16 protein-coding genes are annotated in these 17,749 nt (G+C 52.4%); 5 read left to right on the top strand and 11 right to left on the bottom strand.

What is annotated here, in order from left to right; genetic code table 11:
• Positions 1–328: 328 nt before the first annotated feature.
• Both PGRAT_RS04485 and PGRAT_RS04480 read right to left on the bottom strand, forming a co-directional pair.
• Positions 329–805: a hypothetical protein gene (locus PGRAT_RS04485; protein ID WP_042266097.1), complete on the bottom strand. Its 477-nt coding sequence runs from the start codon at positions 803–805 to the stop codon at positions 329–331.
• Between the two features lie 754 nt (positions 806–1,559).
• Positions 1,560–3,053, bottom strand: coding sequence for a TROVE domain-containing protein (locus PGRAT_RS04480; RefSeq protein WP_042266095.1), 1,494 nt, complete (start codon positions 3,051–3,053; stop codon positions 1,560–1,562).
• A gap of 577 nt (positions 3,054–3,630) precedes the next feature.
• Between PGRAT_RS04480 and PGRAT_RS04475 the strand changes: the two genes are divergently transcribed.
• The 3 genes from PGRAT_RS04475 (at position 3,631) to PGRAT_RS32165 (ending at position 5,995) form a co-directional block, all read left to right on the top strand.
• Complete coding sequence (locus PGRAT_RS04475) at positions 3,631–4,953, top strand: helix-turn-helix transcriptional regulator (protein WP_036707047.1); 1,323 nt, start codon at positions 3,631–3,633, stop codon at positions 4,951–4,953.
• Positions 4,940–5,767, top strand: coding sequence for a WYL domain-containing protein (locus PGRAT_RS04470; RefSeq protein WP_025708802.1), 828 nt, complete (start codon positions 4,940–4,942; stop codon positions 5,765–5,767). Before PGRAT_RS04475 ends, PGRAT_RS04470 begins: the two co-directional genes overlap by 14 nt.
• A gap of 102 nt (positions 5,768–5,869) precedes the next feature.
• Positions 5,870–5,995 carry a DUF4023 family protein gene (locus PGRAT_RS32165; protein ID WP_074084383.1) on the top strand — a complete coding sequence of 42 codons (126 nt, stop codon included), beginning with the start codon at positions 5,870–5,872 and terminating at the stop codon, positions 5,993–5,995.
• Between the two features lie 79 nt (positions 5,996–6,074).
• Here the strand turns inward: PGRAT_RS32165 and PGRAT_RS04465 are convergent, their stop codons facing one another.
• From PGRAT_RS04465 to PGRAT_RS04455, 3 genes are all read right to left on the bottom strand, one after another.
• Complete coding sequence (locus tag PGRAT_RS04465; RefSeq protein WP_025708801.1) at positions 6,075–6,791, bottom strand: stalk domain-containing protein; 717 nt, start codon at positions 6,789–6,791, stop codon at positions 6,075–6,077.
• Between the two features lie 190 nt (positions 6,792–6,981).
• Positions 6,982–7,506, bottom strand: a complete 525-nt coding sequence (locus tag PGRAT_RS04460; protein ID WP_025708799.1) for a GNAT family N-acetyltransferase — start codon at positions 7,504–7,506, stop codon at positions 6,982–6,984.
• A gap of 96 nt (positions 7,507–7,602) precedes the next feature.
• A complete protein-coding gene (locus tag PGRAT_RS04455) occupies positions 7,603–8,508 on the bottom strand; it encodes a hypothetical protein (RefSeq protein WP_042266094.1) in 906 nt (301 codons plus the stop codon).
• A gap of 272 nt (positions 8,509–8,780) precedes the next feature.
• On the opposite strand from PGRAT_RS04455, the gene PGRAT_RS04450 reads away from it, so the two are divergent.
• The gene (locus PGRAT_RS04450) at positions 8,781–10,322 is read left to right on the top strand and encodes an acetate--CoA ligase (RefSeq protein ID WP_042267810.1); all 1,542 of its coding nucleotides are present in this window, start codon (positions 8,781–8,783) and stop codon (positions 10,320–10,322) included.
• 111 nt (positions 10,323–10,433) lie between these two features.
• Here PGRAT_RS04450 and PGRAT_RS04445 read toward each other — a convergent pair whose 3' ends face one another.
• From PGRAT_RS04445 to PGRAT_RS34190, 6 genes are all read right to left on the bottom strand, one after another.
• Complete coding sequence (locus PGRAT_RS04445) at positions 10,434–11,321, bottom strand: CPBP family intramembrane glutamic endopeptidase (RefSeq protein ID WP_025704414.1); 888 nt, start codon at positions 11,319–11,321, stop codon at positions 10,434–10,436.
• 68 nt (positions 11,322–11,389) lie between these two features.
• Complete coding sequence (locus PGRAT_RS04440; protein ID WP_025704413.1) at positions 11,390–11,986, bottom strand: hypothetical protein; 597 nt, start codon at positions 11,984–11,986, stop codon at positions 11,390–11,392.
• A gap of 90 nt (positions 11,987–12,076) precedes the next feature.
• Positions 12,077–12,517, bottom strand: a complete 441-nt coding sequence (locus PGRAT_RS04435) for a HEAT repeat domain-containing protein (protein WP_025704412.1) — start codon at positions 12,515–12,517, stop codon at positions 12,077–12,079.
• A gap of 132 nt (positions 12,518–12,649) precedes the next feature.
• Positions 12,650–13,573, bottom strand: coding sequence for a phosphotransferase family protein (locus PGRAT_RS04430; protein ID WP_036703872.1), 924 nt, complete (start codon positions 13,571–13,573; stop codon positions 12,650–12,652).
• A 26-nt stretch (positions 13,574–13,599) separates the two neighbouring features.
• A complete protein-coding gene (locus tag PGRAT_RS04425; protein WP_042266090.1) occupies positions 13,600–14,835 on the bottom strand; it encodes an MFS transporter in 1,236 nt (411 codons plus the stop codon).
• Between the two features lie 109 nt (positions 14,836–14,944).
• Positions 14,945–15,817 carry a DUF1186 domain-containing protein gene (locus PGRAT_RS34190; protein WP_025708739.1) on the bottom strand — a complete coding sequence of 291 codons (873 nt, stop codon included), beginning with the start codon at positions 15,815–15,817 and terminating at the stop codon, positions 14,945–14,947.
• Between the two features lie 265 nt (positions 15,818–16,082).
• Between PGRAT_RS34190 and PGRAT_RS04415 the strand changes: the two genes are divergently transcribed.
• On the top strand, positions 16,083–17,267 hold the full coding sequence (locus tag PGRAT_RS04415; RefSeq protein ID WP_042266087.1) for a nucleotidyltransferase domain-containing protein: 1,185 nt from the start codon (positions 16,083–16,085) through the stop codon (positions 17,265–17,267).
• Positions 17,268–17,749 lie beyond the last annotated feature (482 nt).

Raw genomic sequence — 17,749 nt, 5'->3', positions numbered from 1 at the left:
CTCATGCAGCCTCGTGTTTCAATTGCAACACTTCAGCCTTATATTTTACCAGATTGCCACATTATATCACGCAGGAAGAACCGGCTGGGCTGTTCTTGTACAAGGACGGCGTCTGTTCATTCAGATAGTAAGATCATTGATAATAGTAAGACCATGGTTGACGCGACTTCGGGGGCTTATGCCGGAACAAAGGTCTGCTTATGAAAAATACAGCCTGCCCGGAGAATCGGCTCTTTCGGACAGACCACAGGTTGTTCAGACTCCGGAAAAGTCCTGGCCTTAAAGAATAAAAGAGGCCCGGGGCCAGGAGAAGGCCTAGGGCGGGAGGCTATGGTGCGCCCAACAACGGCACTTCTGCCGTTGTTTCCGCCAACTCCGGCCGCGGCGCGTCCAACAACGGTATTTCTGCCGTTGTTTCCGCCAACTCCGGCCGCGGTGCGCCCAACAACGGTATTTCTACCGTTGTTTCCGCCAGTTCCGGCCACGGTGCGTCCAACAACGGTATTTCTACCGTTGTTTCCGCCAGTTCCGGCCACGGTGCGCCCAACAACGGCACTTCTGCCGTTGTTTCCGCCAACTCCGGCCGCGGCGCGTCCAACAACGGCACTTCTGCCGTTGTTTCCGCCAACTCCGGCCGCGGCGCGTCCAACAACGGTATTTCTGCCGTTGTTTCCGCCAGTTCCGGCCGCGGCGCGCCCAACAACGGCACTTCTGCCGTTGTTTCCGCCAGTTCCGGCCACGGTGCGTCCAACAACGGCACTTCTGCCGTTGTTTCCGCCAGTTCTGGCCGCGGCGCGCCCAACAACGGTATTTCTGCCGTTATTCAGTTCACTCTGGACATGGGTTAGATACGTCAGGCCAAATAGTTTATATGTGAAGTTGAGTTTTCCTCGCTATCTTGTTACTCCTACGTTCATCATTCTATTTCAACAATAAGGTAAGGCCAGATGTGTAAACAGGGTGAAATCTAAAGGTTTACTGTACAAATTAAAGATTAAGGCTTTCACCCCATCTAAAAAAGACAAACAAGCGGAAACGGCTAACGCCTTCCTTATAAGGACGGTAGTATCCGTTTCAGCGAGAAATAGAAGATAATTTATAGCGGGAAACATATAAATTCTTATATTTGAACACACCGGCTATGCCGTCCTTGACTGGATAGACTTCAGTTTAGCGTTGCCTGGAGAACCCTTTATGAATCCTTCGGCAATTCCAAGTGGAAAAAGGGTAACTAATTGAGCTCATTTCGCTCCTGACGAAGTAATATGACCCTATTAAGTTTCCTTTTTCCACTTCAGCCTTACAATGGTTGATTTTTGGGAGAAAATAAGTTCCCTTTTTCCAACTAGCACTGCTCACCTGCTTCTTTCGCAAGCACTAGTTGGAAAAGGCTATCGAATCCGGCTGATTTCCACCCTTTTGGCTGAATCCGCCGAATTCCCGTCTACTTATCCCCAACTTTATACACATCTTATCCACAAGAAAGGGAAATCATAATTTCCTGAATAACAAAAAACGCCGGAGGAGCGGTTTGCTCTTCCAACGCTTACAGCCTTACTTTATATCTCCATCGCCGCCACCCGCTCTGTCATTGACCCATATCCTTGCACTGACCGGGCGATATAGGATAACACTGTGTCACTCCAGCCATAGACATAATAGGTCTGCTCATCCTGCTCAGGCACCATGGCATGACGGTAAGGTGCGATATCGACGACGAATGCCTTAACATCGGGATTCAACCTCTTGCGGTACAGTTTGAGCTGTTGATAGAACGGGCTTCCGCTGTTCTGCTGCTCATCGGTGATGATGATGATCTGATCCACCTTCGTGCGCTGCTCCAGCAGCTTGCGGACCGGCGCACCGGTATCGGTTCCTCCACGGGCATGGATCTGTTCCGCCTGTCCCAGAATGCTGTCCCGCCGGGAAGGCTTGGCATCCGCAACGGCGGTGTCGAAGAGCCAGAACAGCGACTTCCCTTGGGTTTTCTTATACAGAGCCAGAGCAAATACCGAACCAATCTCCAAGTACTCTCCCTGCATCGAGCCGGAAATATCGAGAAATATCGCGGTTCGTCCGCCCATGTCCGGCAGGTTATCAAAAGTCAGGTCAACAGCTTCCCTCAGCGCATCCCGAAGCTCGGGCTCGTTGACCTGACGGAACGCCGTGGCAAAGCGGAAAGGCAAAATTCTTGCCTTGCGCAGTGCATCCTGGTCCACCAGCCTGCCCACAACATAATCCAAGTTCTTCTGGTCTGCAAGCACGCCGGACCGCAAGAGCGTATTCAAATGGCGGAGCAGCGCAAATGTCGGCATCTGATACAGGATGGCATTCCAGACTTCCTGTGAAGGTTTGATCGCCCCCGTTACGGCTGAGTAAGGAAGCTTGCCCCGCTCGATCCAGGCGATCTGCTCCTCGGCAGACCCGGCCTGCTTCAGCTTCTCCATGGCTTCTACCTGGGGCAGAAGCCCCAAATTAGCCTCCTGGCCGCGCAGGTAACGGTACAAGGCCTGCTGTTTGAGATCGGCCGGCTTCGGATGAGCCGTGGCAATGGCGTCGCCGAGACTGTAGCCACGGCCGCGGCCATTGTATTTCAGCGCCCAGTATTCGCTGATTCCCGCCAGGAACAGGCTGACCTGCCGCTTCACCGCCCGGCCGCCCTCCCCACGTCCCAATCCCTGCAGGATCGTCAGGAAATCGGACAGGTCTGACGGGATTTGCACAACCTTCATGAAGACTCTGGCGAACAAATCCGGACGGGTACCGGACAGCACCGCCAGCCCGAACAGCGGCTGCAGCCGCATGAACCCTTCGCTGCGGGCATAGACCAGCGCTTTAGCCATAAACTCCGGCTGTTCAAGAGCCATTTGCTCATGCAGCTCCGCCGCATTATCTAGAAGCTCCTGCTGGTCCGCATAGAACGTGTTATGCATTGTGTTAGTCAAAAGCATCTGCAGATACTGCTCTTCCACAGAACGCGTATAAGCAGGATATCCTTCCTGGTTCCGGGCATTTGGTTTCTTGGAACTAAACAGCTTGGAAGCAAAGCTCATATTCATAACCTCCTAAATTCAATGCCGGTGAGGAAAAGGTGGGACAGGTGTCTTGCAGGAGTCGAACCTGCCGTATTGCCCAGGGTAGTTCATTTGGTCACGTTGGAGTGTGAAGTAACCCGACCCGGCGCCTCACCGGCCTGATGGTTTGCACAAAGCGAGGAATAGGGTTGAAAAGGCCTGTCAGTGCCGCAGGCACCGTCACTTCTATTCCCTTAATAGTCGAAGGATCCCTTTCAGACGCCTCGCCTTGCGTATAGCTTAATCAACCGAGGAAAACAAGATTGGACAGGCACAGACTGCTCTACCACTGAGCTATTCCTTCTTGAAGGAAGCTGGAGTCGAACCAGCGACAGGTCGCTTAGAAGGCGAAGTACCCCGTCCGTGCGCCTCGGAGAATCTTTTCAAGTCAGCTCCGCTTTGCAGCTTCGGCTTTCTTGTATCCATCTTCGCTTATTTCCTTCCCGGCGAACATGGTGTAAGTATTACGATCAAAGAGAAACTTCTCCATTTTCTCCATTTGCCACCGCTGGTACAATAGAAGTTAGTTGTCTATTACGTAAGATCGGAGGCTGCCATGGCCAAGGAAAGCTTTGATAAGGAAATCCAGTTTCTGCGGATGCTGGTATTGACCAGCGGTGCTTACAGCCGCCAGCAGTTTGCCGAACGTCTCGGCATCTCGGTCCATACCTTCGATAAAACCCTGAAGAAGCTGAAGGAAGTTGCTAACACTCTGCTGGAACAGCCGCCGGAAGCGCAAGGCCAGGTCTTCACCGATGCGTTCCGGTCTAATTACTATGAATCCGCCGATCCTCTGCTGCTGTTTCTGTTTCAGGCCAAGTCGCTCAAGGAAACCGAAAGTCTGAGAATCTCACGGATTCTTGCCGCCCTGAGCGACAATCAAGAGCTGACCATGAAAGATCTGCTGGACATTTGCTGCAGCGGCCTGGACCTGGACAGCGCTTTTCCCGATGAAAAAACAATCCGCAGCGATCTGAAATATTTGGAGGAAGTAGGGGCGGTTGTCAAAGGGGCAGGCCCGCGCCCTTACCGCTACCGGCTCAACAATGATCTGGTTAGGCAATTATCCAGGGAAGAGCTGCTGGATCTCTTCGACTTCGTGGATATTATGGCCAATACCCAGTTGCCCTCTGTACAAGGCTATTTGCTGCGCGACAGTCTGAAAAAAGAGCTGGTCCGGCAGGATGAAAAAAAGCAGGCGATCGAGCCTTTTTTATATAAGTACCATTATTATTCCAGAATTCTGGATGAAGCCCACTTGTCTGTGCTGCTCTCAGCGATCAGAGGCCGACGCAAAATTCAGTTTCTCTACTTTTCACCAAAAGCCAGCACCAGCTATGCCTCCCAAAACACCAATCCGCTCTTCGAGCGTGAATCCAGCGGCCGGACCGAGACGGCGCTGCCGCTTAAGATCGTCTACGATCACCAGTACGGCAGATGGTATTTACTCACCCACAGCAAACACCAGGGTATCCGCAAATACCGGCTGGAAGGCATGATGCAGATTGAGGAAGGCGAAGCCGTCTCCGGGGAGTTATTCTTGGCCGAAAAATCTGCTCTGGAGCAAAAAATCTCCACCAGCTGGCTAATCGACACCGGGCGCCCCGTTACGGTCCGGGCCAAATTCCTGAATCCGCAGCGCAGCAGTACTACCCGTAATTTTGTGAAGGAGCGTGTGCTGCTGCAAGGACAGTGGGGGACAATTACGGAGGAAGCTCCGCACTTTTTCATCTATGAAATCACTGTGAACGGAACGACAGAAATCAAGCCCTGGCTGCGCAGCTTTGGCTCAAGCTGTGAAGTGCTTGCTCCAAGACAGCTCCGGGAGGAGCTGATGGCCGAATGGAAGGAGATTCTGGACTATTATGAACCCTTTTGAAAAAATCTTTAATTACCGCGTCACCTCCCGTATGGAGGACACCGGAGTTTTTCTCTCCACTTCGCATGAACGCTCCTGGCTGAAGCTGATGCTGGGCCATCCGTCTGCGGCCGCTGCCTTTTCCGGAGTGACGCTTGAGAAGCTGCAGACGCTTTTGGCGCAGGAGGCTCCGCTGAACCTTGCCGGGGATTTGATCCATAAAGGTTCGACCCAGGAGGTACAGGTCTATCATCCGCTGGTACGCGTGCTGCGCCGCAGTATTCAGAACCACCAGGGCATTCAGGTGAGCATGGGTCTGAACAACGGGCAACCCGGGCCGGAGCAGTCCGGTCTCCCCTACCGCCTCGAATATTCCATGGTCAAAAGGGAATGGTATCTGCTGTGGTACAGCTGGACACGCCGGGACTTCATGAGCATCCGTCTCCAAAAAATAGCAGCAGTATGCGAAATCCCTGCCTCTCCCGAGCTTGTCCGCACGACTCAAGCCGAGATTCAGCGAATCCTGGAAAGCCGCAGACAGTGCGCCGTAATTGAAATTCTTCCGGGCTACAACAAGGAATTGTCGCGGATTCTCTACGCCTTCTCCTGCTTTGAGAAGGAGGTCCGGTATGACGAGGAGAAGGACAGCTATTCCATCTCCTTAACCTATCTGGGCAATGAAGGGGAATATGTCCTGTCCAAAATGCGCTTTTTGGGCAAACGGGTAAAGATCGTGGAAGGGAGCTGGCTAAAAAAACGGATGCGGGAATCCGCGTTGAAGGCGCTGGCCCTCTATCAAGCCTCCCCGGATCAGACACAGTCAAGCCAGGAATGATCCTCCGCAAAAGTGGACACAGTAACAGCAGGTCTGAGAAATACTGTTCACAAAACTTAAAGTGTACGCTTTTGCAGCTTACAAACGTTCAGGAGGATGTCAATGGATACTCATGAGTTCGTGGAGAAATTTCAGGAGAACATGAAAAAAGCGGAGAAAAACAAGCGCCGCGGCAAAGGTTCACCGGAAGCCAGACTGGCCACCAAGCAGCACGGCACGAATAAATAGTCAACGCACAAGGGGATGCCCGCAAGCCGGTTGGCTTGGACGGACATCCCCTTTTCACTGTGCTCTGCAGTAATTTAGTTTATTTGCTTAATTTCGCTACACTTGCCGCTACGTTTTCAAGCTGGGCTTTGCTCAGCGTTTTGTCCGGCGAACTGAGGGTAACATAGCGGTCATCCAGCTTAAAGGTCAGCATCGGGATATCCGAAGGCGTATACCATTTGCCTGCAGCCCCGGTCGAAAGCTTCACTGTCGTGCCATCGTACTCATAGGAGTAATCCCGCGGCGAGATATCCACGCTCATGTGGCTGAAGAGGAATCTGACGCCATCGGAGCTTTCGGCCACCTTCTGGAAGCTGTCTCCACCGGTCATTTGCAGCGGCGCATAGGCAGTTTCGAAGCCCTGGAAGGCGGAAAACGCCTTGGTGATGGCTTCTTTTTGTGCCGCACTGTATTGAACGGCAGCTAAAGTGACCGCTGAACCGTTACCAGGCGCCGTTGTCCCTGCTCCTGAGCCCAGTACAACCTGATTGGTCGAAGGATCGAAGGTTACCGGTACCTTGAGCGCATCCGCCATCGCCCGGACAGGCAGGTACGTTGTATCATTATAAGTGATTGGCGCAAGCTTCTTGCCATTGTTGTCTGCCGGTGTGTATGCGGCTCCGTTGACTTTGAACCCGATGCTGTGGTTGAGGTAGGCGCTGATCTTCTGCAGGTTGGTCCCTGCATACACCCCCGCTGAGCCAGTGACTGCCATCCCGAATACCATGGTTGCTATGATCATTTTTTTGCTTTTCATTATTATCGTCTCCTTGTAGGTTCGTTTGTTGTATGTCTCTTGCTATAGATTCATTTAATCATGAACTTGTTTCCAACTTGTATCGTGATTGTAAAGAAGTAATTCCAAGCCGGCGTTCATTTCTCCTTGAAAAAAGCCCGTCTATCCAAGAAGATAGTGCGGGCTGTGGTACAGCTATTAAGAATCCTATCTAACGGCGGCGGCCAGGAAGCGGTATGTTGTATACCTCGCTGTAGAGGATATCCCGGAACTGCCGGAATTCCTGCTGTGTTGCCGGACGGGGATAAGTCATGAGCTGCAGCGGCAGATCCGCCTGTCCTTCCCGCAGTGGAGGCTGCACATAATCATAGAGATTTAGGTGAAAGCCCAGCCGCTCATAAAAACCGATTCTGCGCGCTGCCAGCTCATTCACCGGCGGCTCCACCTCCAGCACAACCGTCTTGTCCGAGTGTGCGAGATAATCCTGCATCAGCTTTTTGCCGATACCGCCCCCGCGGATGTCCGGATTGACCGCAAGATGCTCGATAAACCTCAGCTCCGGGAACTCCCATGCGGCCAAAAAAGCCAGGATACGGTTATCCGCACCGCGCTCGGTGTACAGCCGGTAGTGGGGGAGGCTCAGCAATCCCTTTTGTCCGCTATAGGTTCTAAACTCATTGTCGGGAAAGGAAGCTTCCATAATTGCATATATCTCGTCAAACGCTGTAGCGTTCATAGTCGTTCCCCACTTTCTGGATAGTTACAGTTTTTCGGCTCAGGATTCTTAAACGTATTTTACCCTTACTGGCGCTTGGTATAATCGGAAGCAGGATCAGCCCTGCTGCAGCTTCACTTCGTAAGAGTGGTGATGATAGCTGAACTTAAGCTGATTGCCCTCCAGAGAGAACGTATGTAATTTCTCCTTACGTCCTTCCGCCAGGGAGTATACATACACCTCATAAGTATAGCTTCCATCTGCATTGCCAGGTATTTGGCTAACCGAAACGTACAGCTTCTCTTGTTCTTCTATTCCCCAAAAATAGAGATAGCCGCCTGCTGCGTGGTACGAAAGAATCTCGGCAGGCTGTGCAGAATCGCCAACCTTCATCGCCCATGCCTGGCTCTTAAGCGCTTGAACACCACCCCGAAACATCGTATACGTGTGGTATATAATGTAATCGCCCGCTCCCTGCAGGCTGCTCAGCTTCGTATATTCATTGGACTTCTCAGGCAGCGTCTGCGTAAAAAGCTTGCGGGCTGTGGAGGTGTCCAACTGCGGATTGGCCGGATCACTTAGATAGAGACTGAAGGGCTCAAGCGGAATCCATACCGGATTGCTTCCCTCCCCTTCCAGTTTCGGCGCCGGAGACCAGACAATGCCCCTGGCAGTGACTGTGGCGAAGTTATACCGCTCCGTTCCCGGAATGCCGGCAGGAAAATCATAGGATTTCCCCTGCAGATCAATTGAAACTGAATGCCGTACCGCCGGAAGACTCGCTGAAGTGGCCGGGGCAGCCGGGGATGGGACGGCGGAATTCTCCCGTGCTGAAGGTACGGCAGAGGCAGCCGGAGTGGGGAGAGCGCTCGGATTAGACATGCCCGGGGAGCCGGTTAGAGCGGCCGAAGCCTCTGCCGCAGGGTGAGCAGTAGACGGCTGATCGTTACAGGCCGCCGTTAAGGCTATTACTAGCGGGCAGGCAATCCATAGCGCCGCCCGGAAGGTTTTTTTCCGATGCATAGTGGATAATCTCTCCTTCATGACTGTCTGCACTTAGATTCCACTATTATAGAAGGTTTCTCCGGGCAAGTTGTTTCAACTTTGTATAAGTTTCCAAACAAAAAAACAGACACAGAACATTCTCTACTGCTAATCGCCTCATTTAGCATCTGGTACTAGGATAACGTGCTATACTATACCTATTGAAGAAAACCATCACGTTCACATTAGGAGAGATTCAATTGGATAATCAGCAGTGGATTGCACCTGAATTCTACAATCTCACTTCGGAAATGGAGCATCATCCAGCCGATAAGATTGCGCTGAAATGGCTGCAGGAGAACGGAAACTACGAAGAAATCACTTACGGTGACCTCATGAAGCAGGCCAACCGCCTGGCGGGCGGATTGTCCGGGCTGGGCCTTACGCAGGGGGACCGTGTGCTCGTTATGGTTCCGCGCCGCATTATTGCCTACGTTATTTATCTGGCCTGCCTGAAGCTCGGGCTTGCCGTCATCCCTTCCTCCGAAATGCTGCGGGCCAAGGATTTGGCCTACCGGCTGCGCCATTCCGAAGCCAGAGCCGTCATTGTCTGGTCTGAAGTGACCGGGGAAGTCAATAAAATCACCGAGGATCTGCCTGCACTCGATTACCGTCTCTCTGTTGGCGGCAATGCAGAAGAGCTTGGCAGCGGATGGACAGACCTGGAGAGACTGATGGAAGGCCAGCCGGAATCTTTCCCGACCGTTGCCAGCCGCCGCGACGATATCGCCATTCTGGCTTATACCTCAGGCACCACGGGCAATCCCAAAGCTGTGGTACACACGCATGGCTGGGGATATGCCCACCTGAAAATTGTGTCGTCCCTGTGGCTCGATATCCGGGAATCCGACACCGTCTGGGCCACAGCCGCACCCGGCTGGCAGAAATGGATCTGGAGTCCTTTCCTGACCGTTCTCGGCAACGGCGCAACCGGTTTTGTCTACAACGGACCGTTCCACCCGGACCGTTATTTGCAGCTGCTCCAGGATCAGGGCATCCAGGTATTGTGCTGCACACCGACCGAGTACCGCCTTATGGCCAAAACCGAAGGTCTGGCGCAGTATGATCTGTCGAAGCTGCGCTGCGCCGTATCCGCAGGCGAGCCGCTGAACCAGGAGGTCATCAACACCTTCCAGGAGCATTTTGACATTACCATCCGTGACGGCTACGGCCAGACGGAGAGCACACTGATTATCGCAGCACTCAAGGATCAACCGATCCGGGTAGGCTCCATGGGCCAATCCATTGCCCCGGGGATTGTCGAAGTGATTGACGGGGAGGGAAAATCGCTGCCTGCGGGAGTCGTTGGAGATATTGCCGTGCACTTGAGCATGCCGGCCTTGTTCCAGAATTACTACAAGGACCCTGAACGCAAGGTGAACTGCTCCCATGGCGAGTATTTTGTCACCGGGGACCGGGCGCGCAAGGATGAGGACGGCTATTTCTGGTTCGAAGGCAGGGGCGACGATATCATTATCAGCTCAGGCTATACCATCGGACCGTTTGAAGTGGAGGAAGCCTTAATGAAACATGCCCTGGTCAAGGAATGCGCCGTGGTAGCAAGCCCTGATGAGATTCGCGGCTCGGTTGTTAAGGCCTTTGTTGTATTGAAGGACCACAGCGCCGGTACACCTCAACTGGTAAAAGAGCTGCAGTCCCATGTCAAAGAGTGGACTGCACCTTACAAATACCCGCGCAAAATTGAATTTATCGCAGATCTTCCCAAAACTGCCTCCGGCAAAATCCGGCGTGTAGAACTGCGGGAGCAGGAAAAGAAGGCTGTGCAGGAGTAACATCAGCAGTAACAGCAGCAGTAGACATACGGAGAATACTCCAATAAAACGGGTGCCATCCTTTTTCCGGATGGCACCCGTACATATACTTTCTTATATTTGAGAAACGCTCTAATAACGGCTTGAAAATTCCGTCTGCTGCGTTCTTCTGCGCGGCTTCATCACATGCACCAGCAGCAAGCCAGCACAGATTAATCCAAGCAGGATTGTCGTCAGGATGCTCGCCTCCAGGCCGAAGCGTCCGCCCGTAATCCAGTCAGGCCCTCCCAGGAGGACGGAGTATAATCCCTGCGGGATCTTTCCGCTGACTGAGACACCGAACCCATAACCCTGAACCAGGTTCCAGGAAAGGTGCAGTGCCATTGCAAAATACAGATTCCCTGTCCGAAGGGTTGCACACGAAAAAATCAAGGCTATCAGCACAATATTCAGGGCACTGATCCAATTATAGCCGGGATTGGCCATATGGGCCGCCGAAAACAAGACTGAGGTTATAGCTACGGCCCCAGTAGTTCCCAGACGGCCGGACAGCAAATGCTGTATGTATCCCCTGAATAAAACTTCTTCGCAGATTCCCGCTATACAAGCAGTAAGCATCAGGCCGGGCAGGTCCAATTGGCTGAACCGGGGCTTCCATCCTTCATTCTGAAAGGCCGCATTCCCCAGCGCCCATAGAACCATAACAATAATAGCCATTAACAGGGCACCGCTCAGAAACCCTTGTGCGAACCGCTTCACATCCGGCCGTGACAGGCCTATACTGCTCAGCGGCAGCCGGCGGACAACACGCACCGTAAAACAAACAACGACCAGCATGTAGAGCCCGCTTGCTTTGAACACCCGTACCCAGCCGTCCGGATCAAACAGCTGCCTGGAATTCACCCGCAGAGATAAACCAAAGGACATCAGCATGGTAAGTATAAAAATAGCCGCGGCTGCAAGCAGGATCTCCCATCCCGCCCGCAGCTGGCGCGTTCTATTTCTGAATATGTAATGCACCGCAATTCACCTTCCTTTTTGAACTGTCTGTTAGATTAACAGGAAAAAACACTGCGGCACTTCACCAATTATTCCGACCAATAGTTTGCCGACGGATTCAGTGCCGCCCCAACTTCCCCTTCCAGCACCAGATCGCAGTCCAGATAACCTTCCTCATCCAAAAAATAAACTTCCTGCTTATAGAATTCACACAGAGTCTCCAGGAACTTCTCCGGGGAATCATACATCACGGCCAGGTCGCCGTAATCATGCAGCAGATCGCAGATCCGCTCTGTTCCGTCCTCACTTTGGTAATAACAGATGAAATCACTTCCGTAATTGGTCAGAATGGGCAGCACAGTCCCGCCGCCGCTGCAGCCCTTTTCCTTCAGGATGCTTTCCAGCACCTTGATTTCCTGCACATACTCCTGAATATGAATCAGCCGGTAGCCCGGGATGAACTCGATCAGACTAGGCTCTTCTTCGTCGCTGCTTGTACCGGAAACCTGGCTGTAAATGGCCTGCAAAAGCTTTGGCGCATCCGGTACGATGTCGCTGATCGCAGGCTGCCCCTCTCTGTGTCCACTCCCTAAGCTGGCGGTATAGTCGGGGCGCAAATGGGCAGACAGTTCAAGATATTCCTGAAATAAGCGTGTTAATGGTTCATTAGCTGAAGAGTTTTGCATGTGATCTCCTTTGCTTCCTTGGATTGGGGTACGCTTAAAAAAGCGGAGCGATAGGGAATCTTCCCCGTCTCTCCGCTCTATGGTCCATCCTTATTTCGTGGCCGAAGCCCACAATTTCTGCAGCCAGGCGTCAAAATTCTCGCCCTTCTCGCCTTCGTAAGCGTCGTAGACGTCTATCCGCATCTTCTTCAGCTTTTCCTTGAACTCTTCATACGAATGGTCCTGCGGAAGGCTCTTCTTGATGCGCAGCACAATCTTGGAAATACCTCTGAACAGCTCGGCTTTGTTCTTCGACGGCACTGTGACATCTTCACCAAAGGCCTTTAGCTTCTCATATGCAGCTTCTTGGACGGTATATACAGGATCGCTGACCATGAGGCGATTCAGAATATCAATAATTTGTTTATGGTTGAAGCGGCCAAGCTCCTCCACGGCCTCAAGACGCGATCTCCAATCGGCGGAGCGTCCGGCAGCCTTCTTCAGTTCCTCATAATTCTCCGGCAGCCCGTTGTTCAATTCTTCATTATTCAAACGTTACAATCCCCTTCTTGGTTAAATCTGCTGGTTGTATAGCAGGCCCGGGATTTAAACATTCCAAGGCGCCGCTTATAAGTGCAATTCTACCGTACTGGACTCCTTCATTTCAATCTTTTGGACAAAATATCACTCCCCGTCTCCCAGGTACCACCCGGGAACAGTTCTCCGGAAATGATCATAATCCGAAAGCGCGAGACGGTAGCGGTCCATCATATCGTGAACGTCGGCTGCGCCGTAGGGTATCGACCACTTGATGGAATACAGCGAGGCATACGCCACATACAGCGCCTGTCTTTTCCAAAAGGCCTCCGGCGGCGGTCCGCCGAAATATCCCTCCAGCTTGCCTGCTGCAAACGGGATGCTCCGCTCCCTGTCGAAGATCTGCAGCTTATAGAATTCCTCCGCATAATCTCCAATATCCCAGCGGTTGAAATCGATCACACCAATCCTGCCTTCAGGGGTGTAAATCAAATTGCCGACATGGAAGTCACCGTGATGATGCACTTTCTCCACGTTATGGATCAGGCCGACATTTTGCCTGACGAAGGCGATCACTTGCTGGTCGTCCTCCAGGCGGTAGGGACAGTTTTCGTATTCCCTGATCCTTGAGAGGATTGTAGATTGCATGTCTGCTTCCCAATGAGGGAGTTCCTCTTGAACCGGGATCGTATGCATCTGCTTCAATATTCTTCCAGCCTCTGCGCCCAGGCGATACTGTTCCTCCGGCGGCAGTCCAGGCAGACGCTCCTCCAGAGGGACGCCATCCACCCAAGTAAGCAGCATATAAACGTATTGCTCCCCGCCTTCTCCCTCACCGTATATTCCAAAATCGACAGCCCGGGACATCGGAAAACCCAGCCTGTAAAACCGCTGAATGGCTTCATATTCCTGCTGTTTGCGTTGAAACGTACGGCCTGCCGAGAGTCTCAGCAGCAGCCTGCGCCCCGCCTGATCCTCAACGTAGAACTTCCGGTCACTCGACCAGCCTTTCAGCACCGGCTCTACCGTTGTCCACGACTCCGCACCCGGTATTCCGCTCACGAAATCCATAATGATATTCTCCCCCCCCTTGCATTCTATTGCTTCACATCCGCTTCCGCTGGTGCAGGTTCGCCCGCCTTCACCAGCACCTTGCTGCCCAGCAGGAAAAAGCCCTGAATAAACATGAGCAGCCCCGTGAGCATTAGCATCCATTCAATTTTCACCACATCGGCCAGCGGTCCGAAGATCAGCATTCCGAGCGGCATCATGGAGCTTGAGATCATCCCCAGCACGCCGAACACTCTGCCCAGGTAATCCGGCTCCACCTTTTCCTGCAGCAGCACGGTAGAAGGGGTATTGAAGAACGGCATCGCCAGACCAACCAGCCCCATGAAGAGCAAGTAAATCCAGAACACGGGGACAACGCCCAGCGCAAACGTGAATGCTCCCATCGCGAGTGAAGACATCGTCATCGTATACACTCTGTTGCGGAATCCCTGCCATCCGGCCAGGATCAGACCGCCAAGCATCATCCCGATGGAAAACGCGATTTCGATCGCCGTAAGCCGCCAAATATCATCACCAAAGGTCCGTGTGACCTGCAGCGGGGTCAGAAAAGCAACCGGGGCAGCCAATACAAGGAAAAAGGCCATGAAAATAAAAAACGTACGGATATAGCTATGCTGCTTAATATAGCTGAAGCCTAGCCGCATATCGCTGAAGTAGCTCAGGGTCTGTTCTGCGGCAGCCTTGGCATGCAGCGGCACCTTCACAAAAAGCAGCATCGCAGCCACCGCCAGCGCCGCCGTGATCACGTCGATAAAAAAGATCACCTCGATCGAAGCCACAGTGAGAAGCGCGCCGCTCAGCATCGGGGACAGCAGCATGATCAGGGCTTGAATACTCCCGTTCGTCCCGTTTACCTTCGTGAGCTGCTCCTCCGGCACAAGTTGGGGCAGCATTGCACCTACAGCCGGTGTTTGCACTGCGGTTCCGAGTGCCCGCACCGCAGAAACCACAAACAGCAGCCACATCTCGTCATAGCCCATCAGGAACAGCAGCGCCAGAACCAGCGTCGCCGCCGCGATGCAGGTGTCGGAGAGGACAATCAGCAGCTTGCGGCTGTACCGGTCCGCCCACACTCCGGCAAAAGGAGACAGCAGGAACGTCGGCACAAACCCGCAAATAATCGAAATTGTCATCATAAGGCCGGACTGGGTATTCAGGGTGATATACCAGAGGATCGCATACTGAACCAGTGAAGAGCCGAATAAAGAGATGGTCTGGCTGGTCAGAAAGAGCACAATGTTCTTTTTCCAGTTCGAAGGCATGGGCAGAGAAACACTCCTGTCTCTGGATATTTTGCAGCTATCTTAGCATAGTATGGGAAGTTTTGGAAAAGGGAGTTCGAGCCTGGGGGCAGCGGACTATTTCATCCTCCTATTTCCCGCAACATTTCTTATACTTTTTTCCGCTTCCACAAGGGCATGGGTCATTACGTCCGGGTTTTGGGTCGACCTTAACTGACTTTTGTTTCAACTGATCGCCTAGCAATTCTATTTTCCCTGAGCTTTCAGGTTGGAAGCACACCCACTTTTCCATCTCGGCATGGATATCATTAATGTATTGATAAGACACTTGCTCATGTTTATGCTGCATCGCTACGGCTTGACTCATTTGCAGGGTGGCCTGCACCTCATCCAGAAGGATGACATAGGGGTCAAGTGCCTCCTCTTCATACAGCTTTTCAATTTCTGCGTATACCTCTTCGGGATATAAATCAACTGCAGTGCACACCATCTCCGCATTGAAATAGTAATCGTAATCGTCCCGTTTGCTGGTCAGCAGCTCCTTCACATAGCCTACTGCCGTCTCTCTTAAGATCCGGCCTTCATACACAAGTATGGTAAGCGCCCGAAGCCCCTGCGCCCGGGCATATTCACCGGCTTCTCTGTTTTCGATCAGCCCCTTCAACAAATGAAGGTCGCCATCGTAGACGGATGCCAGCATTCTTCCTCCGGCATCCGTCAAAATGTCGCTGAAGATCATATCTAATAATTCCTCCGGGAGCGAGAACAGCTCAACCAGAATGGGGAATAATGCCGTGACATGGAACTGCGAAAGCAGATAAGCAGCGTACATAAAATCTAATCGCGCCGGGTCCTCCGCCAACTGGGGATGTGCCTGAAGTTCACGCATAATCTCCAGCAAATGGGGAATGGCCTCCTCTTTTCTGCTAATGATCTCCTCCAGCTCTTCGCGGGGAAACCGGCGGTCCTTGTTGTATTTGATAGATTCTATTAGATGCTGCATATTGCTTCCTCCATTAAAAAGATATTTTGCCTATCCCAGTATTATAAGTACTCTTCTTAGTCTATCAACCACGCTGACTGCGTCAATAGTCTGCCTGTTATGTTATATACTTTCTAGGGGAATTCGGCAGGAATTCAGAAAGTTAAATTTGGCATCAGCCGGGAAATTGACAAATTTCGGGTTTCGATGGTACGCTCACAGTGCGTTCTTTAAACCGAACAATTATTTGAAGGAAGCTGTACAAATCCAAGTAAGGAGATTTCCTATGACCGACGGGTATGCCCTGGATAAAAAAGGCTTTTCCAAGGAACTGAGGCTTCTTCTTGAAGTGCTCAAAACTGATGACATCGATGAAACGGCAGAACGAAATCCGCAACTATTCACGGATATCGACTGGGAGCTATGGGTACGGTTGTCCCTGCATCATCGTGTATTTCCTTATATATATCCTAAGCTTAGCCGGATGCGTGAAGAGCATGTGCCGGATGCGGTTACCCAGCGCCTGAAATGGGAATACCGGAAAAACACCGTTCAGATGCTCCAGCTCAGCGGGGAAATGGGCTATCTCGGGGAAGAGCTTGCAAAGCTGCAAATACGTTCCCTGTTCCTGAAAGGACCGGTGCTTGCCCAGGAGCTGTATGGCGATATTTCGCTGCGGACCTCCCGTGACCTTGACTTCCTGGTGCCGATGGCACAACTGGCCGAAACCGAAGCGCTGCTGGTCCGTCTTGGTTATGTGAAGGAGGAAGACTTCGAAAGTATACTGGGCGACTGGAAATGGCGGGAGCATCATACCACGTTCAATCACCCGGACAAAGGGATTAAGGTGGAGGTGCATTGGCGCCTAAGCCCCGGCCCTTCCAAGGAACCGGAGTTCGACGAGCTGTGGAAATGTGCGCGGACCAGCAGCCACTTCGGGCAGAATGTTCATTATTTGGGCAGCGAAGACTTGTTTCTTTTTCTGGCGGCCCATGGCGCACGCCACGGCTGGTCGAGGCTAAGATGGCTGCTGGATATCCGTCAGCTGCTGCTGCAAAAGCCTGACTCCGGCAAACTGGCTGGACTCATACAGCAGTATAATTACGCCGATGTTGGCGGCCAGACACTGCTTCTGGCTGCCGATCTGCTGGCAGCGCCGGTTGAGCCCGCCCTGGAGGGCTTCACCAAGCGGCCTAAGGCCCGGCGGATTGCCCAGCTGGCGCTTTTCTATGTGGCGCGCATGATCAATCTGCATAATCCTCCCCTGGAGCCTGAGGCCGAGCGGCATTACAAATATTATCAGCCGGCAATTCTGACGCGCTGGCACCAGTTCTTGTATGTAGCCGGCTTCCTGTATCCTTATGCGGTAGATGCCAAGACACTGCCGCTGCCGAAGCCGCTGCATGTACTTTATTTCCCTTTGCGCCCCTTTCTGTGGACCTGGCGCAAAGTAAGCGGCCAGGAGAAATAAGGGGCTTCAAGGGTTCGAAGACTGGAGCTACCAGGGCTTAGCCGTTCGGGGCGCTCAAGAGGGCGGATTGCGGGGGGACGCAGCAGGCGGGCGGATTGCGGGGGACGCAGCAGGCGGGCGGATTGCTGAAGACGCAGACAGGCGGGCGGATTGCTGAAGACGCAGACAGGCGGCCCCCCCTGCCGCATCTATTGCAGAACGTGCAGCAGATTTCAGCTCTCTGCACGCAAAAAAGGATTCTATTGCGTTTTGTGCGATAGAATCCTTTGCTTTTATCTACCAGAGGCTATTCGACCTCATTTGATTGCATGAAGTGCAATAGAATGCAGTTTCTGTGAATAAGGCCAAACCCTCTGTAGTTCCGTGAAGAGAAACAACATCAAGCGAGTCTGCTCCTTACGGACCGTAAAACCTTTATTTTCAAGAAAGAGCTTTAAAGGCTCTGGTGTCCGTTAACTTGCGGAACAAATGATTTTCAATAG

Origin of the sequence: Paenibacillus graminis (assembly GCF_000758705.1) — a bacterium.
In the GTDB taxonomy this organism is placed as follows: Bacteria; Bacillota; Bacilli; order Paenibacillales; family Paenibacillaceae; genus Paenibacillus_AQ; species Paenibacillus_AQ graminis.
The sequence above is the reverse complement of the archived record's forward strand: the minus strand, read 5'-3'. Positions and strand labels throughout refer to the sequence as shown.

Coding starts and splice junctions, on each gene's coding strand:
- PGRAT_RS04480 (WP_042266095.1), bottom strand. CDS start 3,053: ATGAGCTTTGCTTCCAAGCTGTTTAGTTCCAAGAAACCAAATGCCCGG.
- PGRAT_RS04475 (WP_036707047.1), top strand. CDS start 3,631: ATGGCCAAGGAAAGCTTTGATAAGGAAATCCAGTTTCTGCGGATGCTG.
- PGRAT_RS04470 (WP_025708802.1), top strand. CDS start 4,940: ATGAACCCTTTTGAAAAAATCTTTAATTACCGCGTCACCTCCCGTATG.
- PGRAT_RS32165 (WP_074084383.1), top strand. CDS start 5,870: ATGGATACTCATGAGTTCGTGGAGAAATTTCAGGAGAACATGAAAAAA.
- PGRAT_RS04465 (WP_025708801.1), bottom strand. CDS start 6,791: ATGAAAAGCAAAAAAATGATCATAGCAACCATGGTATTCGGGATGGCA.
- PGRAT_RS04460 (WP_025708799.1), bottom strand. CDS start 7,506: ATGAACGCTACAGCGTTTGACGAGATATATGCAATTATGGAAGCTTCC.
- PGRAT_RS04455 (WP_042266094.1), bottom strand. CDS start 8,508: ATGCATCGGAAAAAAACCTTCCGGGCGGCGCTATGGATTGCCTGCCCG.
- PGRAT_RS04450 (WP_042267810.1), top strand. CDS start 8,781: ATGGAGCATCATCCAGCCGATAAGATTGCGCTGAAATGGCTGCAGGAG.
- PGRAT_RS04440 (WP_025704413.1), bottom strand. CDS start 11,986: ATGCAAAACTCTTCAGCTAATGAACCATTAACACGCTTATTTCAGGAA.
- PGRAT_RS04430 (WP_036703872.1), bottom strand. CDS start 13,573: ATGGATTTCGTGAGCGGAATACCGGGTGCGGAGTCGTGGACAACGGTA.
- PGRAT_RS04425 (WP_042266090.1), bottom strand. CDS start 14,835: ATGCCTTCGAACTGGAAAAAGAACATTGTGCTCTTTCTGACCAGCCAG.
- PGRAT_RS34190 (WP_025708739.1), bottom strand. CDS start 15,817: ATGCAGCATCTAATAGAATCTATCAAATACAACAAGGACCGCCGGTTT.
- PGRAT_RS04415 (WP_042266087.1), top strand. CDS start 16,083: ATGACCGACGGGTATGCCCTGGATAAAAAAGGCTTTTCCAAGGAACTG.